Source organism: Gimesia aquarii, assembly GCF_007748195.1.
Lineage (GTDB): Bacteria > Planctomycetota > Planctomycetia > Planctomycetales > Planctomycetaceae > Gimesia > Gimesia aquarii.
Window position 1 is genome coordinate 995,168 of record NZ_CP037920.1, and the last position, 17,483, is coordinate 1,012,650.

At 46.8% G+C, this 17,483-nt stretch carries 15 protein-coding genes; 6 read left to right on the top strand and 9 right to left on the bottom strand.

Annotation, left to right across the window (positions count from 1 at the left end):
• The first annotated feature begins 43 nt into the window (after positions 1 to 43).
• The 3 genes from V144x_RS04100 (at position 44) to V144x_RS04110 (ending at position 3,068) form a co-directional block, all read left to right on the top strand.
• The gene (locus tag V144x_RS04100; RefSeq protein WP_144981792.1) at positions 44 to 1,252 is read left to right on the top strand and encodes a 2,3-bisphosphoglycerate-independent phosphoglycerate mutase; all 1,209 of its coding nucleotides are present in this window, start codon (positions 44 to 46) and stop codon (positions 1,250 to 1,252) included.
• Positions 1,253 to 1,530: 278 nt separating this feature from the next.
• Positions 1,531 to 2,187 (top strand): MotA/TolQ/ExbB proton channel family protein, encoded by a 657-nt coding sequence (locus V144x_RS04105; RefSeq protein WP_144981795.1) that lies wholly within the window; start codon positions 1,531 to 1,533, stop codon positions 2,185 to 2,187.
• Positions 2,184 to 3,068: a hypothetical protein gene (locus V144x_RS04110; RefSeq protein WP_144981798.1), complete on the top strand. Its 885-nt coding sequence runs from the start codon at positions 2,184 to 2,186 to the stop codon at positions 3,066 to 3,068. The genes V144x_RS04105 and V144x_RS04110 overlap by 4 nt, the downstream gene beginning before the upstream one ends.
• A gap of 31 nt (positions 3,069 to 3,099) precedes the next feature.
• On the opposite strand, the gene V144x_RS04115 is transcribed toward V144x_RS04110, so the two are convergent.
• Positions 3,100 to 4,284 carry a glycine C-acetyltransferase gene (locus V144x_RS04115; protein ID WP_144981801.1) on the bottom strand — a complete coding sequence of 395 codons (1,185 nt, stop codon included), beginning with the start codon at positions 4,282 to 4,284 and terminating at the stop codon, positions 3,100 to 3,102.
• Between the two features lie 45 nt (positions 4,285 to 4,329).
• The gene (gene tdh, locus V144x_RS04120) at positions 4,330 to 5,361 is read right to left on the bottom strand and encodes an L-threonine 3-dehydrogenase (RefSeq protein ID WP_144981804.1); all 1,032 of its coding nucleotides are present in this window, start codon (positions 5,359 to 5,361) and stop codon (positions 4,330 to 4,332) included.
• 132 nt (positions 5,362 to 5,493) lie between these two features.
• On the opposite strand from tdh, the gene V144x_RS04125 reads away from it, so the two are divergent.
• A complete protein-coding gene (locus V144x_RS04125; RefSeq protein WP_144990669.1) occupies positions 5,494 to 6,111 on the top strand; it encodes a helix-turn-helix domain-containing protein in 618 nt (205 codons plus the stop codon).
• A 16-nt stretch (positions 6,112 to 6,127) separates the two neighbouring features.
• Here V144x_RS04125 and V144x_RS04130 read toward each other — a convergent pair whose 3' ends face one another.
• From V144x_RS04130 to V144x_RS04145, 4 genes are all read right to left on the bottom strand, one after another.
• On the bottom strand, positions 6,128 to 7,168 hold the full coding sequence (locus V144x_RS04130) for a bile acid:sodium symporter family protein (protein WP_144981807.1): 1,041 nt from the start codon (positions 7,166 to 7,168) through the stop codon (positions 6,128 to 6,130).
• A gap of 37 nt (positions 7,169 to 7,205) precedes the next feature.
• Positions 7,206 to 8,891: a hypothetical protein gene (locus tag V144x_RS04135; RefSeq protein WP_144981810.1), complete on the bottom strand. Its 1,686-nt coding sequence runs from the start codon at positions 8,889 to 8,891 to the stop codon at positions 7,206 to 7,208.
• Positions 8,892 to 9,058: 167 nt separating this feature from the next.
• Complete coding sequence (gene kdsA / locus V144x_RS04140; protein ID WP_144981814.1) at positions 9,059 to 9,892, bottom strand: 3-deoxy-8-phosphooctulonate synthase; 834 nt, start codon at positions 9,890 to 9,892, stop codon at positions 9,059 to 9,061.
• A gap of 50 nt (positions 9,893 to 9,942) precedes the next feature.
• On the bottom strand, positions 9,943 to 10,845 hold the full coding sequence (locus V144x_RS04145; protein WP_144981817.1) for a diacylglycerol/lipid kinase family protein: 903 nt from the start codon (positions 10,843 to 10,845) through the stop codon (positions 9,943 to 9,945).
• A 399-nt stretch (positions 10,846 to 11,244) separates the two neighbouring features.
• Here V144x_RS04145 and V144x_RS04150 point away from each other — a divergent pair, with 399 nt between their 5' ends.
• Complete coding sequence (locus V144x_RS04150) at positions 11,245 to 12,969, top strand: response regulator (protein ID WP_144981820.1); 1,725 nt, start codon at positions 11,245 to 11,247, stop codon at positions 12,967 to 12,969.
• A gap of 79 nt (positions 12,970 to 13,048) precedes the next feature.
• Here V144x_RS04150 and V144x_RS04155 read toward each other — a convergent pair whose 3' ends face one another.
• The 3 genes from V144x_RS04155 to nrfH all read right to left on the bottom strand — a co-directional run bounded on the left by V144x_RS04155 (position 13,049) and on the right by nrfH (position 16,373).
• A complete protein-coding gene (locus tag V144x_RS04155) occupies positions 13,049 to 14,296 on the bottom strand; it encodes a neutral/alkaline non-lysosomal ceramidase N-terminal domain-containing protein (RefSeq protein ID WP_144981823.1) in 1,248 nt (415 codons plus the stop codon).
• A gap of 158 nt (positions 14,297 to 14,454) precedes the next feature.
• Complete coding sequence (locus V144x_RS04160; RefSeq protein WP_144981826.1) at positions 14,455 to 15,819, bottom strand: ammonia-forming cytochrome c nitrite reductase subunit c552; 1,365 nt, start codon at positions 15,817 to 15,819, stop codon at positions 14,455 to 14,457.
• Positions 15,820 to 15,872: 53 nt separating this feature from the next.
• On the bottom strand, positions 15,873 to 16,373 hold the full coding sequence (gene nrfH, locus V144x_RS04165) for a cytochrome c nitrite reductase small subunit (RefSeq protein ID WP_144981829.1): 501 nt from the start codon (positions 16,371 to 16,373) through the stop codon (positions 15,873 to 15,875).
• A 254-nt stretch (positions 16,374 to 16,627) separates the two neighbouring features.
• Here nrfH and V144x_RS04170 point away from each other — a divergent pair, with 254 nt between their 5' ends.
• Positions 16,628 to 17,479: an alpha/beta hydrolase gene (locus V144x_RS04170; RefSeq protein WP_144981832.1), complete on the top strand. Its 852-nt coding sequence runs from the start codon at positions 16,628 to 16,630 to the stop codon at positions 17,477 to 17,479.
• Positions 17,480 to 17,483: the final 4 nt, after the last annotated feature.

A 17,483-nucleotide genomic window follows, 5' to 3' on the forward strand; every position in this document is an offset into this window, starting at 1 on the left:
TAGTCCTTTTAAAAACGTTAAATCATAAGGTGTTTAGATTTCGATGCCAGACCTGCACTCGTTAATGAAAAAACTGCAAAAGAAGAATGATTCCAAGATTGTCCTGTTGGTTTCTGATGGCCTGGGTGGACTCCCTTTAGAGCCAGGTGGGAAAACTGAGTTGGAAACCGCCAACACTCCGAATCTTGATGCACTGGCCAAAAAAGGAACCTTAGGCCGCAGTATTCCCGTACTACCAGGAATCACTCCCGGAAGTGGCCCTGGTCACCTCGGGCTCTTTGGTTATGATCCATTGGAATTCAATATTGGTCGCGGTGTACTCGAGGCGTTAGGTATTGATTTTGAATTGGGACCCGATGACGTCGCCATCCGAGGTAACTACTGTACCATCGACGATGACGGAAATATTTCCGACCGTCGCGCGGGGCGTATTGCCAGCGAGATTGGCGCTGAACTATGTCAAAAACTTGACAAGATCGAAATTCCCGGTGTGGAAGTGTTTGTGCGTCACGTGAAAGAATATCGTCTGGTGATTGTGATTCGTGGTAAAGGGCTCGGCGGAAACATCAATGATACCGATCCACAGAGAACCGGAGTGCCTCCCTTAGAGCCTGTAGGCGCTGATGCAGCCTCACAAAAGACCGCCGAGATCTGTAAAGAGTTTATGAAACAGGCGGCCGTCATTTTGAAAGACGATCAGCCTGCCAATTTATTAACCATGCGTGGCATCGCGAAGCTGCCGGAGATCCCGACGTTTGAAGAAGTCTATGGCACCAGAGCCGCTGCGATTGCCGTTTATCCCATGTATCGTGGATTAGCCCGACTGGTTAGTATGGATGTGCAAGATGCCGGACAGACGCTGGAATCTCAAATGGATTGTCTGGAAAAAGTGTGGGATGATCACGACTTCTTTTTTGTGCATTACAAGTACACCGATTCCACAGGGGAAGATGGTAACTTTGATGCCAAAGTTGCCAAGACGGAACATGTCGACACGTGCATTCCCCGCATCACTGCTTTAAATCCGGATGTATTGATTGTGACCGGCGACCATAGCACTCCTGCTAAAATGAAATCGCATAGCTGGCATCCGGTTCCTGTTTTACTCTCAGCAGAAAATGCCCGATTTGATGCCTGCCAGAGTTTTGGTGAAGCGGAATGCATTCAGGGAGGCCTGGGGCAATTTGAAGCCAAGTATCTTATGTCAATGGCGATGGCTCACGCCGGTCGTTTAGAAAAATATGGTGCCTGATGATTGATGAAATCAGTTTAACGTGAATAAAGGATGCAGCCCTTTTTCAAAGGCTTGCATCCTTTTTTGTTCAATTCAATGCGATGTCTCATGTGTCACAGCTACGTTTCTTGTGAAGAGTAATATACGTCTTGAAACTGATTATTTTGATCAACTTGTGTGAAAGGGCCGTTAAGAGTACCGGAAGCGTTTCGTCTTGTGTTATCTGAGATTGTGTTTAAGATCTAAACCAATTCGAATTCTTGAGCTAGCATTTTGAGTAAATCTGGAAGCAATCGATGTCGCAATACTTAAGTCAGCTATCAGGCTTGTCCACATTTCTAATCACGATCACGTTTGGAGCGCATGTCTTCTTTTTCTTTGTGCTCTGGCTTTGGTCGCGCCGCGATCTGCGGGGAATTGCGTCTTCTCTGGATGATTTTACACGTGGATTAAAACATCGGAGTGTGCTGGATTCCACGGGCCACCTCTCGGATCAGATCGAAGCGTTTCTGGCGGATGTGAATGAAACCATCGATTCCAAGGCCAATCCTGCTGATCGGGAAATACTCTCACAGCGGGTACACATTCTTGATGAAAAACGACGTTACTTGAATTCGCATTTTTTCGAAACCAGTTACAACATCTGCCGTACAATGATCGAAGCCTATCCCCTGGCAGGAGTGTTGGGAACCATACTGGCGATGGGAGCCGCCCTGCAGTTAAATACCGGCTCTGAAACTTCCAGTGCCATTAATTCGATTGTCAGTCATTTTGGCGATGCGATCTGGTCTACGTTTGCCGGCCTTGCTGCGGCCATTCTCTTGATGTTCCTCAATAGTATCCTGGAAACTTCGTTCTTGAATCTGGTTGAGAATCGTCAGCATGTCCGAGATACGGTGGTGCGAGCCAAGCGTGAGCTTGCTTTTGCGAACGGAGGTTCGACAGAGCAATGATTTCTCGGCGTCGTTTGACATTCCAGTTAACTCCCCTGCTCGACTTGTTGTTGATTGTGATCTTTGCGCAGTTCATGGACACACAGGAAACAACGGCACGTATTGAACAACGTGCCGCGACAGAGGTTCAACAGGCTGAGCAAAAGGCCAAGAAATATTCTGAAGACAGCGAGTCGGCACATCAGCGAATTAAAAAATTATCCGAGCTCAATGCACAGGCTATGCGTGAGACTGCCAGAGCTCAAGAACAGTCGCTTAAGACGTTGAAGCTCTCCCGCGCCTCACAGCAGATTCTAAAAAAAGAAAACCGAGAGTTGTCTGAGCAACTCAAGGGAGTCCAGGAGCAACGTGACAGAGTCGCTGAATTAGCACAACAGCTGTTTCAGCTTCCAGATCAAATCCTTGACCCGGTACTCAAATCGAAAGCCGATCCCAATACGGAGAAAACGAAAGCAGAACTCGAGCAAATTAAAAAACAGCTACGGGAGTTGGCAGGTGCCAAGGCGGAAGATATCGTAAAACATTTTCTGACCTATGATGAGTTAACCAAACGCAGTGATATCTGGGAACTCTATCTGACGGAGAACGGCATCTTTCGTTTGACAATCGGTAAACAAACCACAGACTTTCGTGCTGATTCCATACCGTCTTTTGTCGATCGTTTTTATGCGATTTATAAAACGGTTCCTCAGCCTAAGAGCCTCGTGATTATCCTCTTCTCTTATGGAGACGCAAAAGCTTCGGTTCGCTTTGCAGCGACACAGGGACTTCCCGCCGTTGCCGAACGCATGCGGGCGGATAGTAACGGCAGAACTCGATTTGAATATGCGGTGATTGGTTTTGCCCCCGAAAAGCGAGACACTGCAAACATTAAGAGATAATTCGTTTGCCAAACGTTACGCCGTGTTCGATTCAGATCCCCAGTTCCTGCTTGACCTCTTTGAACTTCTCTATGGCAAAATCCAGATCCTCAATCGAATGAGCGGCTGAAATTTGTGTACGAATTCGGGCTTTTCCCTGAGGGACAACTGGGTAAGAGAATCCGATGACATAGATTCCTTTTTGTAGCAGAGCATCGGCGACTTGCGCAGCCAGTGCCGCATCACCCAGCATAATGGGAACAATGGGATGCTCTCCCTGTAGAACGTCAAAGCCGACTTGTGAGATGCCGGCACGGAAATGTTTCGTATTGGCTTCCAGCTTGTCGCGTAGTTCAGTTGACTCTGAGAGCAGATCAATGGCTTTGATCGATGCCGTGACAATCGACGGTGCCACCGAGTTTGAGAATAAGTAAGGTCGCGAACGTTGTCTGAGTAAGTCGATGACTTCTTTACGACCACTGGTATAGCCACCACTGGCCCCGCCAAGTGCCTTACCCAGTGTGCCGGTTATGATGTCGACGCGCTCCATCACATTGTGAAATTCATGAACGCCTTTTCCCTGTTTGCCCATGAAACCGACGGCGTGTGAGTCATCGACCATCACCAATGCATCGTACTTTTCTGCCAGGTCACAGATGGCGGGTAGATTTGCGATATAACCATCCATGGAAAACACACCATCGGTGGCGATCATGCGAAAGCGAGCCGATTGGGCTGCTTTGAGTTGTTCTTCCAGATCCTGCATGTCACTATTTTTATAGCGGAATCGATGTGCTTTGCATAAACGAACCCCATCGATGATGCTGGCATGATTCAATTCATCTGAAATAATCGCATCTTCTGCAGACAAGATCGTTTCGAACAGACCACCATTGGCATCGAAGCAGGATGTATAGAGTATCGTGTCTTCGGTTCCCAGGAACTGACTCAGCTTGTTCTCAAGCGTTTTGTGAATGGATTGAGTTCCACAAATAAAACGGACAGACGATAAGCCATATCCCCACTGGTCCAATCCGGCATGAGCGGCAGCGATCACTTCGGGATGTTCTGCCAGGCCGAGATAATTATTGGCGCACATGTTGAGGACCGGTTCTCCGTCCGCGACACGAATATGGGCATCTTGTGGTGTCGTAATAATACGTTCAGATTTATATAAACCTGCTTCACGAATTGATGCGAGCGTGTTTTCCAATTCCTGTTTCATCGATCCATACATGGGATGAGTCCTGTTCGCTTTGTTGATTCGCTTAGAGCTTGAAGATTAAACGTTTTTCCAATCAAGGATCACTTTCCCCGATTGGCCTGAGATCATGACCTCAAATCCGGCTTCATATTCGCTGGCGTCAAAACGGTGTGTGATGACAGGGCTGATCTCAAGGCCACTTTGCAGCATCACCGTCATTTTATACCACGTTTCATACATTTCTCGACCGTAGATCCCTTTAATCGTCAACATGTTGAACACAACCAGATTCCAATCGATGGGCATTTCCTGTTCGGGAATTCCCAGCATGGCGATCTTACCGCCGTGACACATGTTGTTAAGCATGTCACGAAATGCTTGTGGATTCCCTGACATTTCCAGACCCACATCGAAGCCTTCCGACATTCCCAGTTGTTTTTGCACATCGGCAATCGGATGGTTACGTACGTCTAAAGCGACGGTCGCCCCCATTTTTTGTGCGAGTTCCAATCGATAGGGATTCACATCGGTCACGACCACATGCCGCGCACCGGCATGTCTGACAATGGCTGCTGCCATCACACCGATGGGGCCTGCACCGGTGATTAATACATCTTCTCCCAGAACGGGAAATGAAAGCGCTGTATGGACGGCATTGCCAAAGGGATCAAAAATGGAAGCAATATCACGATCAATGGATTCATCGTGATGCCAGATATTTGTCATGGGTAACGAAATATATTCTGCAAACGCACCGGGACGATTCACGCCGACTCCCTCAGTGTGTGCACAGAGATGACGCCGGCCTGCGAAGCAATTGCGACAACGACCACAGACCACGTGCCCTTCTCCACTCACAATTTCGCCCGGAGCGTAATCCACGACGTTCGAACCGATTTCCACGATTTCGCCAACAAATTCGTGACCGACGACCATGGGCACAGGAATGGTTTTCTGAGCCCATTCATCCCATTTGTAGATATGGACGTCAGTGCCACAAATTCCTGTACGATCGACTTTGATCAGAACGTCGTTAATTCCAATCGTGGGAACAGGAACCTCTTCCAGCCAAAGTCCGGGCTTTGATTCCTTTTTGACCAGTGCTTTCATGATTCGATCACTCACTTGAAAATTTTAAGAAATATCGCAACGCAATTTCCTTCATATTGTCTGATTATCCATTATAATAGAAAACGAAATCCGTTTTGCAAGATAAAATATCCAATATATTAGATTTTTATGATGACAAAAAATTCAGCGAAGAAAACAGCCGGCACAGCGACTGCCCCGGAATTATCACCCGATGAGATTAGTGGGCAGCTTTCGCAACGAGTACGCGCTTTGCGAAAAGAACGTGGCTGGTCGTTGGATTCGTTGTCGGCGGCCTGTGGTGTCAGTCGTTCGATGTTAAGCCAAATCGAGCGGGGGGAAGCGAATCCCACGCTGGCCGTGACAGTCCGTATCTCACAGGCGTTCGGAATTGCACTCGGCGATTTGGTGGAAGCACCGATATCGACTTCTTCGATTGAAGTGATTCGCGCCGATGATAGGACGTTCCATTATCGTTCTGATTCCGAGTGCCGAATTCGAACTCTGTCCCCTCTTCATCTGGAGAAGGATGTGGAGTTCTATGAAGTACTTTTATATACGGGAGGCCAACTGAAAAGTGCACCCCACTTCAAAGGGACGCGCGAATTTCTCACCGTAGAAAAAGGAAAAATCCAATTGGAATCGGGTGAAGACTCCACATTGCTCGGTCCGGGAGATTCCGCCAGTTATCGCGTCGATGTGCCACATACCATCATCAATCGCGGACGTGGGGAAGCAGTGTTGTTTCTGGTGGTGATTTATCAGAATTGAAACGCATTTACTACTCTCACTGTTTGCAGGCGGACACAGGCTCTGCTTCCCGTTTTGCTAATTCATCTTCTTCAAGTAAGAGATATTTCTCACGGTGACGATCAGCCAGAATCGTATCAATGAAGAACTGTGAAGTGTGGAACATTAGCATGGGGAAGACGGCGGACGGAATTCCAGCGTTTCCAAACATGGAGGGATCGGTTGCCAGGAAGACCGCAATGGGTAGAGTCTTCTGGCTGCCGGCAAAGGCACTGGCGATTCGATCGCGCGGATGAAAATGAAGCGTTTTTCCCAAAAACATGTTGAGCACAAAGCCTGTGACGTGGACCGCAATACAACTGATCCAGACGATGGCGACAGCGGCAAAGGAAATACCAAGTTGCGAAGTCTGAATACCAAAGCCTGTTTGTACGGCAGCGAGTAGAACCATCAGTAACACAAACACCAAAGCAATCGTACCCAGCTTGGATGTGATTTGGTCGGCAAACTTTGCGATTCTATGATTGAGCCTGAGTATTTGCCCGATAATGACAGGCAGCATGGCGGCATAAAACAGTTTTGTGATCATCTCAAAACGATCGAATTCAATTTCGCGCGACGTGATTAACAAGATCCAGAAAGGGACTGTGATAAAACAGGCACCATTGGTAATCATTGTCACCATTAAGGAAACGCCATCATTACCCCCCGCACGTCGTGTCCAGACAGAGGCCCCGCATAACGTACAAGGGACGCAGGCCATAATGATCAGCCCAATTTTGAAGTCTGGTGTTAACTGCAAAGGCATTAAGCCCCAGGCGATTAAAGGGACCAGGATGATGTTCGTGGCCAGTGAAAGGAAAAGTGGACCTGGCTTTTTAATGGATGTCAGCAAATGCTCGGAATTTAAACTGAGCGACATCAAAAATAAAACAATCGCCGTCAACCAGGAGGGACGAATGAACTGTTTCAGTTCGGAGAGAATCTCTTCTGATCCCTGATGACCAGCATAAACACCGATGACAATGACCAGTGTGATACAAATTAAAAACCAGCGACGACGTAGGAAGGCGAACATATTTCGAATTTCAGTTGAAGTTATGCCGATGAAATGTTTATTTCTTTGGCGCTTTTTCTCGAATATCCTTCCAGCGTTCTTTGAAGTATTGGAATGCCGGTTTGATGGCAGCAGGAGGTTTATTTTCAGAGACGGAATAAATGGCACTGGATAACTTTCCTGCCTTGGCGTCGCTAATTGCCATTAAGTACATGGCAGCTAAGGTGCGGTCTGGCTCGACCCGTGAATAAAGCCGCAGATAATCATTAAACGACTTGGAAGCCGAGCTGTCTTCTCCCTGGAGATACTGTCCCAATGCCAGGAAATAAGCCGCCTGTTGTGCTGCCATCAGGTGCATCAGTCGGGTTTCCTGCGGTACGACTAAATCGACTGGAAATCCTGCTTCCAGTCGCGTCGTGACATAACTGGATATGGCTGCCTGTTGATCTCCCATTAATTGTGTCGTTCTGGTTTTGAGCAATTTTTTTGAAGGAGGTCCCCATTGGACTTTAAACAAACCATCTGCGTTTTGAACCCGAGCTTTCGCATCGTAAGGAACAGGAGCACGGAATGGTAATTTCATCGCCTTAATTCTCTTGGCTATCTCACCTGTGGCAGCTGCACTTTTTCGCATTTGTTCGTCGGGATATTCTGAGACCTTGATGTCCGCTTCTTTCAGAATTCCTTTTCCAATGGTTTGAATATGGGCGATGAAACCGGGGTCTCCTTCAAATTCATCCAGGTTTCGAAACAGTACAAAGGTTTGTTTGCGCGAAAGCGAATCTTCCAATCGTCGCATTCTGGCTGACCATTCACAGCTTTGACCCATAATTAAAACTTGAGCGTTTTTCAGTTCTTCTGCTGAAAAACGATTTTCAGCGTCTTCACCGTAAATGTTTTTCAGGATCTCCGGAGATTTGTAAACGGAAGCGAGCGTCGCCGGGTTTTGAATGAGTATGGAATTAGCGGGTTGTTCTGTAGCAGGTATAGGAAGCCCCAGGACCGGATCAAATAAGTAAATCTCCTCGTCGATAAGAACTCCTACCAGAAGTTTAAAAGGAGCAGGCTTGGCAGGACGAAACAGAACCGCATCAATGCGAAGTTGTCGCATAAGATTAATGTAGACCCAGGCGCGCTGTTCGGCAGATCCTGCTCCTAAAATACAGATTTCATAAGGAGACAGTGGCACGACGTTTTTTTCATCCGTAATCAGTGCAATGTTATTAATACAATAATAAAAAGCCGAGGTAGCGCGGTCCTTATCGTTAGTCTTTCCTTCGATCGCCGCGTTGATCATGCCTTTAAAAAGCTGTGAATTGCGGATGAATTTTCCGTCAAGCTTAGTAAAGCGAGTGAGATCCATCTTCGCGAGTTGTGCTTCACTTAAATATTTTTTCAAGAATGGTTTTTGTGAATCTGTTATAACAGGGGGCTTGGAATCGAAATTTCCACACTTGGAAGTCCATTGGTTTAACAGTTCAATTGCAGATTCCAGCGTGGCGCTGATCCCCAAACGATCAGGTTCCAGCATGCTCATCGCGTTATCAATGTAACTGTTGCAATCCGGGTCGTCTGATTCGGAATCTGAATTCTGAGCATTGTCTTCGGAATTCAGATTCTGTGCTGGTGGAGGAGCGGGTTTTTCACAACCGGGAATGGTTATCAACAAACCAATGAAAATAACGCCCAGCAGGAAAACCGAAGGAGTTCTGAATTTGTGATGTTGCAGATTTGTCAATGTCATATCAGTCGTTGCTTTGCGGGAATAGACGTCTCTACCGATAATATGGGTGGAAATGAGTCTTCAATTAATCAGATCCGTCTACGGATAAGTACAGAAATAATGAAGGCAGTAGCACTCCTTTTCTATACTATAACCGATTTTCAATCAGATGGAATGTCTGAACGTCATCAGATTTCGTTAACCAGTGAGCGGAATTTCTGTAAATTGACGGCAAAATCAGCAAACTGATCTAATGGTAACATATTGGGTCCATCACTGAGTGCTTGGGACGGATCAGGATGAGTTTCCGCAAAAATCCCATCACAGCCACAGGCAACGGCTGCTCTTGCGAGAAAGGGAATCATGTCCCGCTGTCCCCCTGTCGATTTTCCACCGGGGGTTTGCACACTGTGAGTGGCATCAAATATGACAGGGGTTCCCATGTTTTGCATGATGGGGATACAGCGCATGTCATTTACCAGTCGTCCGTATCCAAAAGTAGTTCCCCGTTCGGTGAGCATTAACTGGTCCAGACCGAATGCCTCACATTTCTTGACCGCGTGAATGCAGTCTTCCGGTGCGACAAACTGTGGTTTTTTGATATTCACAACTCCCTGATGTTTCAAGGCAGCCTTGGATGCTTCTTCCAGTAAATCGGTCTGCCGCGCAAGAAACGCAGGTATCTGAAGGATCCGGCACACTTCTGCAGCCGGCGCAGCCTGACCTGGTTCGTGGATATCTGTTGTGACTTCCAGGCCCGTTTCCTGTTTGACTTTTGCCAGGATCTCAAGCCCCGCGTCGAGCCCGGGACCTCGAAAACTGTCAACACTGGTTCGATTCGCCTTGTCAAAACTGCATTTGAAAATCAAAGGCAAATTTTCCCTGGCGGCAATTTCAGCGAGTTGTTTTGCCGTGGTCAGAACAAGTTCTTCACTTTCAATCACGCACGGACCTGCGATAAAGACAAGAGGGAGATTGGTACCGCATTGAATGTTTCCAATGGTCACGGGATTTTGAGGCACAGAGAAATCCTTTATGGCTGTATTGAGAGAGCATCGTCAACGAATCTGAATTATTGATCATTTGCAGAGTTTGAGCAAGGGACGATAAAGTGTGCTGCTGCAGGAATCACTTGAATCTCTGCTGGTGTAAAGCCGGAAGCATCACCGTCGGTTTGAACGGGAACCGGCTGAGCAGACTGGATCCGAATGTAAGATGTCTGTAATTTTTGAATGCCCTTTGAGTCAAGATGAGTACCACGGATAATGCGATACACGTATTTGAGCATATTCCAGACCCCTTTTTCCTGTAAGAGAATCACGTCGAGCAGGCCATCATGATCGTTGGCGGCAGGTGCGAAATTCAAATTCAATCCATAAGCGGGAATGTTCACCACAATCGCATGATAGGCGGTCGTTTCGTACTCACCCGCATTGTCTCGCGTTGTGATCTGGAGTTCTTCAAAGGGAAAGGACCAGAGCATTTTCAAAATGGGTTTCAGATAGCTGAGATGGGAGATATTTCCTTTTCGGGACCGAGCCAGTTCCAAAGCAACGGCAGCATCGAAGCCGATGCTTGCCATCAAGACAAATTTTCGGTCATTGAGTTGGCAGAGATCAATATTCCGTGTGGTACCCTGACTAATTATGTCTGCAACAAACTGGCCGGATTTGGGGATGCCAAGATAACGGGCGAGCAAATTTTCTGTTCCTAGAGGAAGAATGGTGATTTTTTGATGGGGATAGCGATTAATTACATCTTGAACGGTCCCATCTCCACCTGCAGCCACAACACACAGCGGCTGCTCGTCTACTGCCAGTTGATTTAGAATGTCCTGCATACGGTCGCGATTGGAAAAAAGCCGGGGTCGTATTCCTTTCAGTTTGAGATGCTGGATCAATTCCAGTAGCAATGAGGCTCGATTTCCCGTACCAGATATTGGGTTTCTTTGTATGGCGACCCAAGGTGTAGGCATTTTTTTGTATTCTTCTGCGTCAATGAGTGATTGCGTTCAGTGAATTGGCTACTTGTCAGCCAGTCAATTAAGCCTATAAACTTGAGGAAAAGTATTCATTCTGGTTCAGAATTGTGAAAAAATGTAAGATTCCTGTTGTTGGATCTTAATTTTGACTCTCAGAAAGCCGATTTCATAGTTACGATGTGCTTGTAGTTTTCACTCGTCTCTGTTTTTAGCCAAAAAGCATAAAACCCGAACGAGTATTCTAGCATTTACACCTTAAAAGACGTAATAAAAGAATACTACTTAGTTCCAGTTTGATTTTTTTACTCGTTAACTGAAACAACGGGGGCTTCGTTTTGGATATTTTTTTAAGTCTAGCATTGTATTTCTTAGTGGACAAAGGCTGATTTTGCAGTGACCAATCCGCAAAAAATTCTCTTCTGTGGGCCTACTGACGACCAGACATCTGCGTTAAGAGAGAAATTCTCATCAAATGACTATCTGGTGGTGACCCCGGAAAATCTAGCGGAAGGTATTCAAGAGTTCGATCAGGGGAATGTTTCTGCTCTGGTGGTTCCTGCCACTCCTGGAACATTGCCGCTTGCTCTAATTCAATCGGGTAACCTGCTTGAATTTTTACCGCATGCTGTTGCAATACTCGATGCAGACTTGAGGATTCTTTGGGCCAATCATCAATTGGGTGAGTTGTGTGATCAGCAGTCTCCACTCATTGGGCGTCCCTTTTATGATGCGTTTGGTGCTCCTGAAATATTAGGCCCCGACTTCAGTCCCTTTCACACCGCATTTTCGACAAGATCTGTCGCCAAGAGTGGCTTACGAGTTGGCGATAAAAGCTATTATGACGTGGAAGTGATGCCCGTGCTGAGCGATGTGGAAGGTGGACAGGAGCCTTCGTATCTGGTGGCCAGCATCCGAGATATCTCCGAAGAAGTCCTGCAACGGCAAAAATTGAATGCCATTTATCAGGCAGGTTTGGAACTGGGGGATCTTTCTCCTGAAGAAATCTTCGAGATGACTACCGAAGATCGTGTCGAATTGTTAAAAGCCAAAATTTTGCACTATACACAGGATCTGCTGGAATTTGAAACTGTTGAAATCCGCATTCTGGACAAAGCCACGAATCGCCTGGATGTGTTATTAGCAGTGGGTATGGAACAAGTGGCAGCAGATCGGACACTACATGCCGAGCCTGAAGGCAACGGTGTAACCGGTTTTGTCGCAGCCACTGGAAAGAGTTACCTGTGTGAGGACACGGCACATGACCCGCTCTATATGACAGGAGCTCCTGACGCGCGTAGTTCATTAACGGTTCCTTTAAACCTGCATGATGAAGTGTTAGGCACCTTCAATGTAGAAAGTCCACATGCAGGTGCCTTCGATGAAAATGATTTGCATTTTCTGGAACTGTTCAGTCGCGAAGTGGCGATTGCTTTGAATACGCTCGAGCTGTTGGTGGTCGAAAAATTAACAACGGCCTCTACCAGCACCGAATTAATTATGCGTGGTGTCGTGGATCCCGTTGATGAAATCCTTAACGATACTGCCTGGATTCTGGAGCGTTACATTGGTCATGAGCCTAATGTATGTGAGCGATTGCAACGTATCCTCAAAGATACGCGTCACATCAAACAACTGATTCAACAGGTGGGAGAAGAAATGGCTCCCCAGACACCCCATCATCATAATGTGCCTACGATGAGACAGGTGAATCCCAAGTTACTTAATAAGCGGATTCTGGTTGTTGACAGTGATGCTTCTGTCAGACGCGCCGCACACGAACTGTTGGGACGACTGGGGTGTGAGGTGGAAACGGCTCACGATGGCGAAGAAGCATTTTTGATGGTACGCAGCTTTCATTACGATGTGGTCATCGCAGACATTCGCCTGCCGGACATGAATGGATATGAGTGCTTCTCTCAAATACGCGATATCCATGAACACTTGCCAGTGATTCTGATGACCGGTTTTGGATACGACCCGACGCATTCGATTGTCAAAGCACGTCAACTTGGTCTGAAATGCGTGCTCTATAAACCGTTTCGTCTCGATCAGCTGGTTTCCGGTGTCGAAAAAGCAGTCAGCATTTCCGAAGACATGACTCCGGAAACTTCGAACTGACTTCAACCACTCCTGTCTGTTCTCTTCCCCGCTGGTTCTTAGAACGTTTCAGAAGAGTTTGTTGAGTCGATGATGTGTTTCATTTTGCTTTCTTGTTCTTCAACCGTTGATCCAGTTCCAGAACTTTACCGATGATGCGTTCTTCAACGTCTGGTTTATAGGGACGGCTGGCTTCGTAGCCTCCTTCAAGAAGGACGCGCTTACTGGGAATGTAACCCGAATAAACATTTGAATAACCGGCGACCCAGATGGCTGGCCCTTCAGGTTCAAACAATTCCTGCTTGATGCGGAGTGAATAATCAACGACGACTTCAGTACCCAAGGCAACAATCGTCAGATCATTGCCAAACTGAATCACCTGGACTGGATAATCCCAGGGTTCCCGTTTTTTTTCCGGCAGGTATTCCAGTCGCACGGTTTCATAAGTAGCTTTGAGAGGTCCATGCAGGGGATGTTGATGCCGCAGGGCACGCTGATTGACTTCCAGGGCCGCTTCGACTGCTGTGGCCAGGGAACGTCCATGTTTGTGAGCATAATGTAATTCGCTACGTGGATAAGGATTTTGATCTCCGCCACATCCCATCATGAATAAAGCAGTGACACCAGGATGATCTTTTTCGAAATACTCCTGTGCAAATCCCGCATAATCACCCAGCCACTTGCGAAAACCCATCGTCGTATTGTGGCAGGCATAACCAAACATGACTGCTTTCAACTCCCCTTTCGGGTCGTCCACGCGTAAGACTGGCACCTGATGATCTACCAACCCATTTGGATTGGGGTGATTACGATAACCAGTGGCACTCGGAGTGCGACGATTCATGGCGACCGAGCAGCGTGCAGTCGACCAGCTCAGTTTCGCAGGCTGCAAACCCTCAAGTGCTTGACCAATGGTCTTAACCAGAGTTTGCGCTAAAGTATCATAATAAGCTTTCGCATCATCGCGACCGTAAGCGGGGCCACAATGAGTATGCGAGGCATTCATCAAAAGTGCCTGCGGAGGCAGGTTAAATTTTTCCTGAACCTGCTTTGTCACATCAGCCCGCAATTGATCAATCACACCGATTAGATCGAGAGTTAAAAAGACAACTCGGTTACCGCCTTGGTCTTCAACAGCTAACGCTTTAGCAAACAGATCCTGCTCAGTTCCTTCAGCAGGTTCTTTGCGACCCGCATACCCGGCCATTCGTAGCGGCTTTTCTGGAGTAATCCTGGCGGAGGCCACACCAGCTTTCCATTCCATACTCTCCGATTGAGCAGATTCTGCGGCGAAGAGGGACAAGTTAGAACTGGAAACAAACAAGAGGCAAAACAAGAATCGATACATGCTGAATGACTTTCCTGTTACAGGCGAGTGTGTTTGCGATGAGAACGGAGCCAATCGCGGTGTGATTTCATACTTTCATCGTACTCGGTTGAAACAGAGTGAGCAACGATTCGTTATTTATTTTACGATGAATGCTGGTTTTATGCTCACGAGTCTGTTTAGCGTAGCGCCTTTTGGCCTTTTCTCGAAAAGTCGATCGATTCTGCCAGGATACGGGCCGCTTCCTGTCCCGCGTGGAAGCCGGAGGAATTCTCAGCTTCAACATAGTCAACGTAAAACGTTGCTTTTCGCTGCCATTGCTGGGCCTCTTTGATCTTGTCTTCGGAAACGCCATTTTTCTTAGCTTTGTTGATGTCATCAATCAAATCCATGAGTGCATCGAGAGCCACTTCGACCAGTTTACGATGGCGTGTCTGAATATTTTCCGTGCGCGCGATCAGTTCCTGATCACTGGTTTTATGACAGGTTCCACAAGAAGCATTGACATTAAGTAACGGGCTACGGATATGATGGTCGCTGATTTTCATTGCTCCCACACGCTTATACGCCATGTGACAATCCGCGCAAGAGACCCCGGCGCGGGCGTGAATGCCCTGTGACCAGAGTTCAAATTCCGGATGCTGTGCTTTGAGCATCGGCGCGCCGGTCTCGGCGTGGACCCAGTCCTTGAATTCTTCTTTCTCGAAATGCTCATAAGCGGCATCAACAGTCAGCCCCTCAGACCAGGGATAGGTCAATCGTTTTTGATCACCTTTGAAATAATATTCAACGTGGCATTGACCGCAGACAAAAGATCGCATTTCCTGCCGGCTTGCATCGCGGTTGACATCGTAATCCTTAATTCCCTGAGTTGCTTTGTAAGCAGCAATACCTTCCATGAATGCCGGTCGCGTAATCCGTAGTGCCATCGTGTCGGGATCATGACAGTCGATACAGGCGACCGGATGCTTGATATGTTCTTTCGCTTCAGAGTACGGCATGGTATTCAGTTTCTCGAACCCGGCCAGTATGTCTCCGTTTCCTAATTCTTTCATCGCCACATAAGTGGAACCATGGCAATGAATACACGTCCCTGGCTGACCTACTTTCTGGCGTTCAGTATAAAGTTGGTCGGTTAACATGTAGGCGTGTCCGCGTTTCTCACGATAGTCTTTTGAGAATGCATATCCTGCCCACATCCGTTTCAACTGAGGAATCAATTCCAGTTTGCTGCGCGAAACGATGTCTCGCGGATCTTCGTCAGTTGGAACATGGGGAATGGCTTCGCTACCACCATAGGTCGTCTGTATCATGTCGGCGGTTTTGAGATAGTCATCGTACTGTAGTGGAAAATTTTTGCCCCAGACTGCGGGGTCAGATGTGTCATCATCGATTTCCACAACACGCATGATAGTCGAGCGGCCTTCCTGTTTCCGTTCAAAGATGTTTGTTAGCAGTGCTACCATCGCAAAACAGATTCCTGCAGAAAGGATAACAATCAAAAGAAGTGTGGAGAGTGTGATCTGACCAGTTTGTTTTTTCATGGTTTTTCCGCGAAAGTTAAGAAGAAAGATGAAGCATCAAATTTCGTTATTAATTATGTATCATGACCGACCGTTGAATGACATCGGATACAAGAATTTGATTCAAGTCGCTCTGAACTATCTTTGTTTAACTCACCAACAGCGAGAATGTCGATTTGATGGACAAGGTCCGCATGGCATTTTCGACAGGCCTGCTCTGTCACGCCGCGGTTATAATCTGTAATTCTCAGGTTCTCCTCGAAATCCCCTGTGGTGAAGGCTAACGAGTGAAAGAAACCATTACGTGCTTTACAGTAGTAAGCGGAAACGGCATTGTCATGCGGTGCGTGACAATCGTTGCAAGAAGCGAACTTCCCATGCGATGACTTAACCCAGGCATCGAAATGGCCTTGCATCACATGGCAGTTTGCACAAGATTTTGAATCTGCTTTGAGATAAGAGGCCCCATTGGCATAACCGAAGGTGAAAGTACCAATGCCTATTACACCGCCAATTAATGCAGCGATTACTAAATAGAGCACCGTTTTTAGTTTGAGCCTGGTAATTTGATTCATAAAAAAGTTTGAGATGGAATCTCACCTGAATGTATTTCTGAAGGGAGAGAGCAAATCAGTAGTATTGCTAGTTTTTTCTAAAATGCAAGCAAGAATTCAGTCTGCTTTGTAATGTGAAATTTTGGCAAATTAGCGGTAAATTACTCTCTTTTAATTACTGTATCTAACTCATGATACTTGTTAGTATAAGTACACTTCTTACACAGTCACGCTTCTATAAAATCAGTTCAATCTTCATTCTGGAGACTTCAACGATGAGATATCTTTGCCTGGTGGCGTTTTTGCTCTTATCACTGGCCGCAGCTCCCATTAAAACACCAAAACCAGATGAGAGCTTAGCAATCTGGCCTGACCGACCACTCTTGGAAAAGAGTGACGATGAAGTCAAATATGATAAGATTATTCGCATCACCAAAGTCAAACGGCCTGCAATCGAATTCTATAAAGCGAAAAATGCAAAACCGAATGCACCTGCCGTTGTGATTTTCCCTGGTGGTGGTTATCAGATTCTGGCCTATGATCTTGAAGGAACTGAAATTGCCGAATGGCTGAATTCGATTGGAATTCATGCCGTCATCCTCAAATACACAGTGCCCGGTAATCAACGGGATGCCGCGTTACAGGATGCACAGCGCGCTTTTGGAATCGTAAGAAGCAAAGCGCAGGAATGGAGTATCAATCCAGATCAGATTGGTGTGCTTGGTTTCTCTGCCGGTGGTCATCTGGCAGCAAATCTTTCGACCAACTATCAGAAACGCGACTATGCTCCGATTGACGCTGCCGATAAGCTAAGCTGCTGTCCTGATTTTACCATTCTGATTTACCCGGCCTATATCTATGATCAAAAAGACAAGCGTCAGATGGCTCCCGAAATCAAAGTGACTGCAAATACGCCTCCGGCGTTCATCGTACAAACTTTGGACGACCGCCGTCTGGTCGATAGTGCGTTTAATTACTGTCGCGCATTAAAAGATGATAAAGTTGATGCAGAGTTGCATCTTTATGCGAAAGGAGGGCATGGCTACGGGATGCGACCTTCCAAGAACCCTATCTCAGGCTGGCCCAAACTGTGTCAGGTCTGGTTACAGGGTGTACTTCAGAACTAATGTG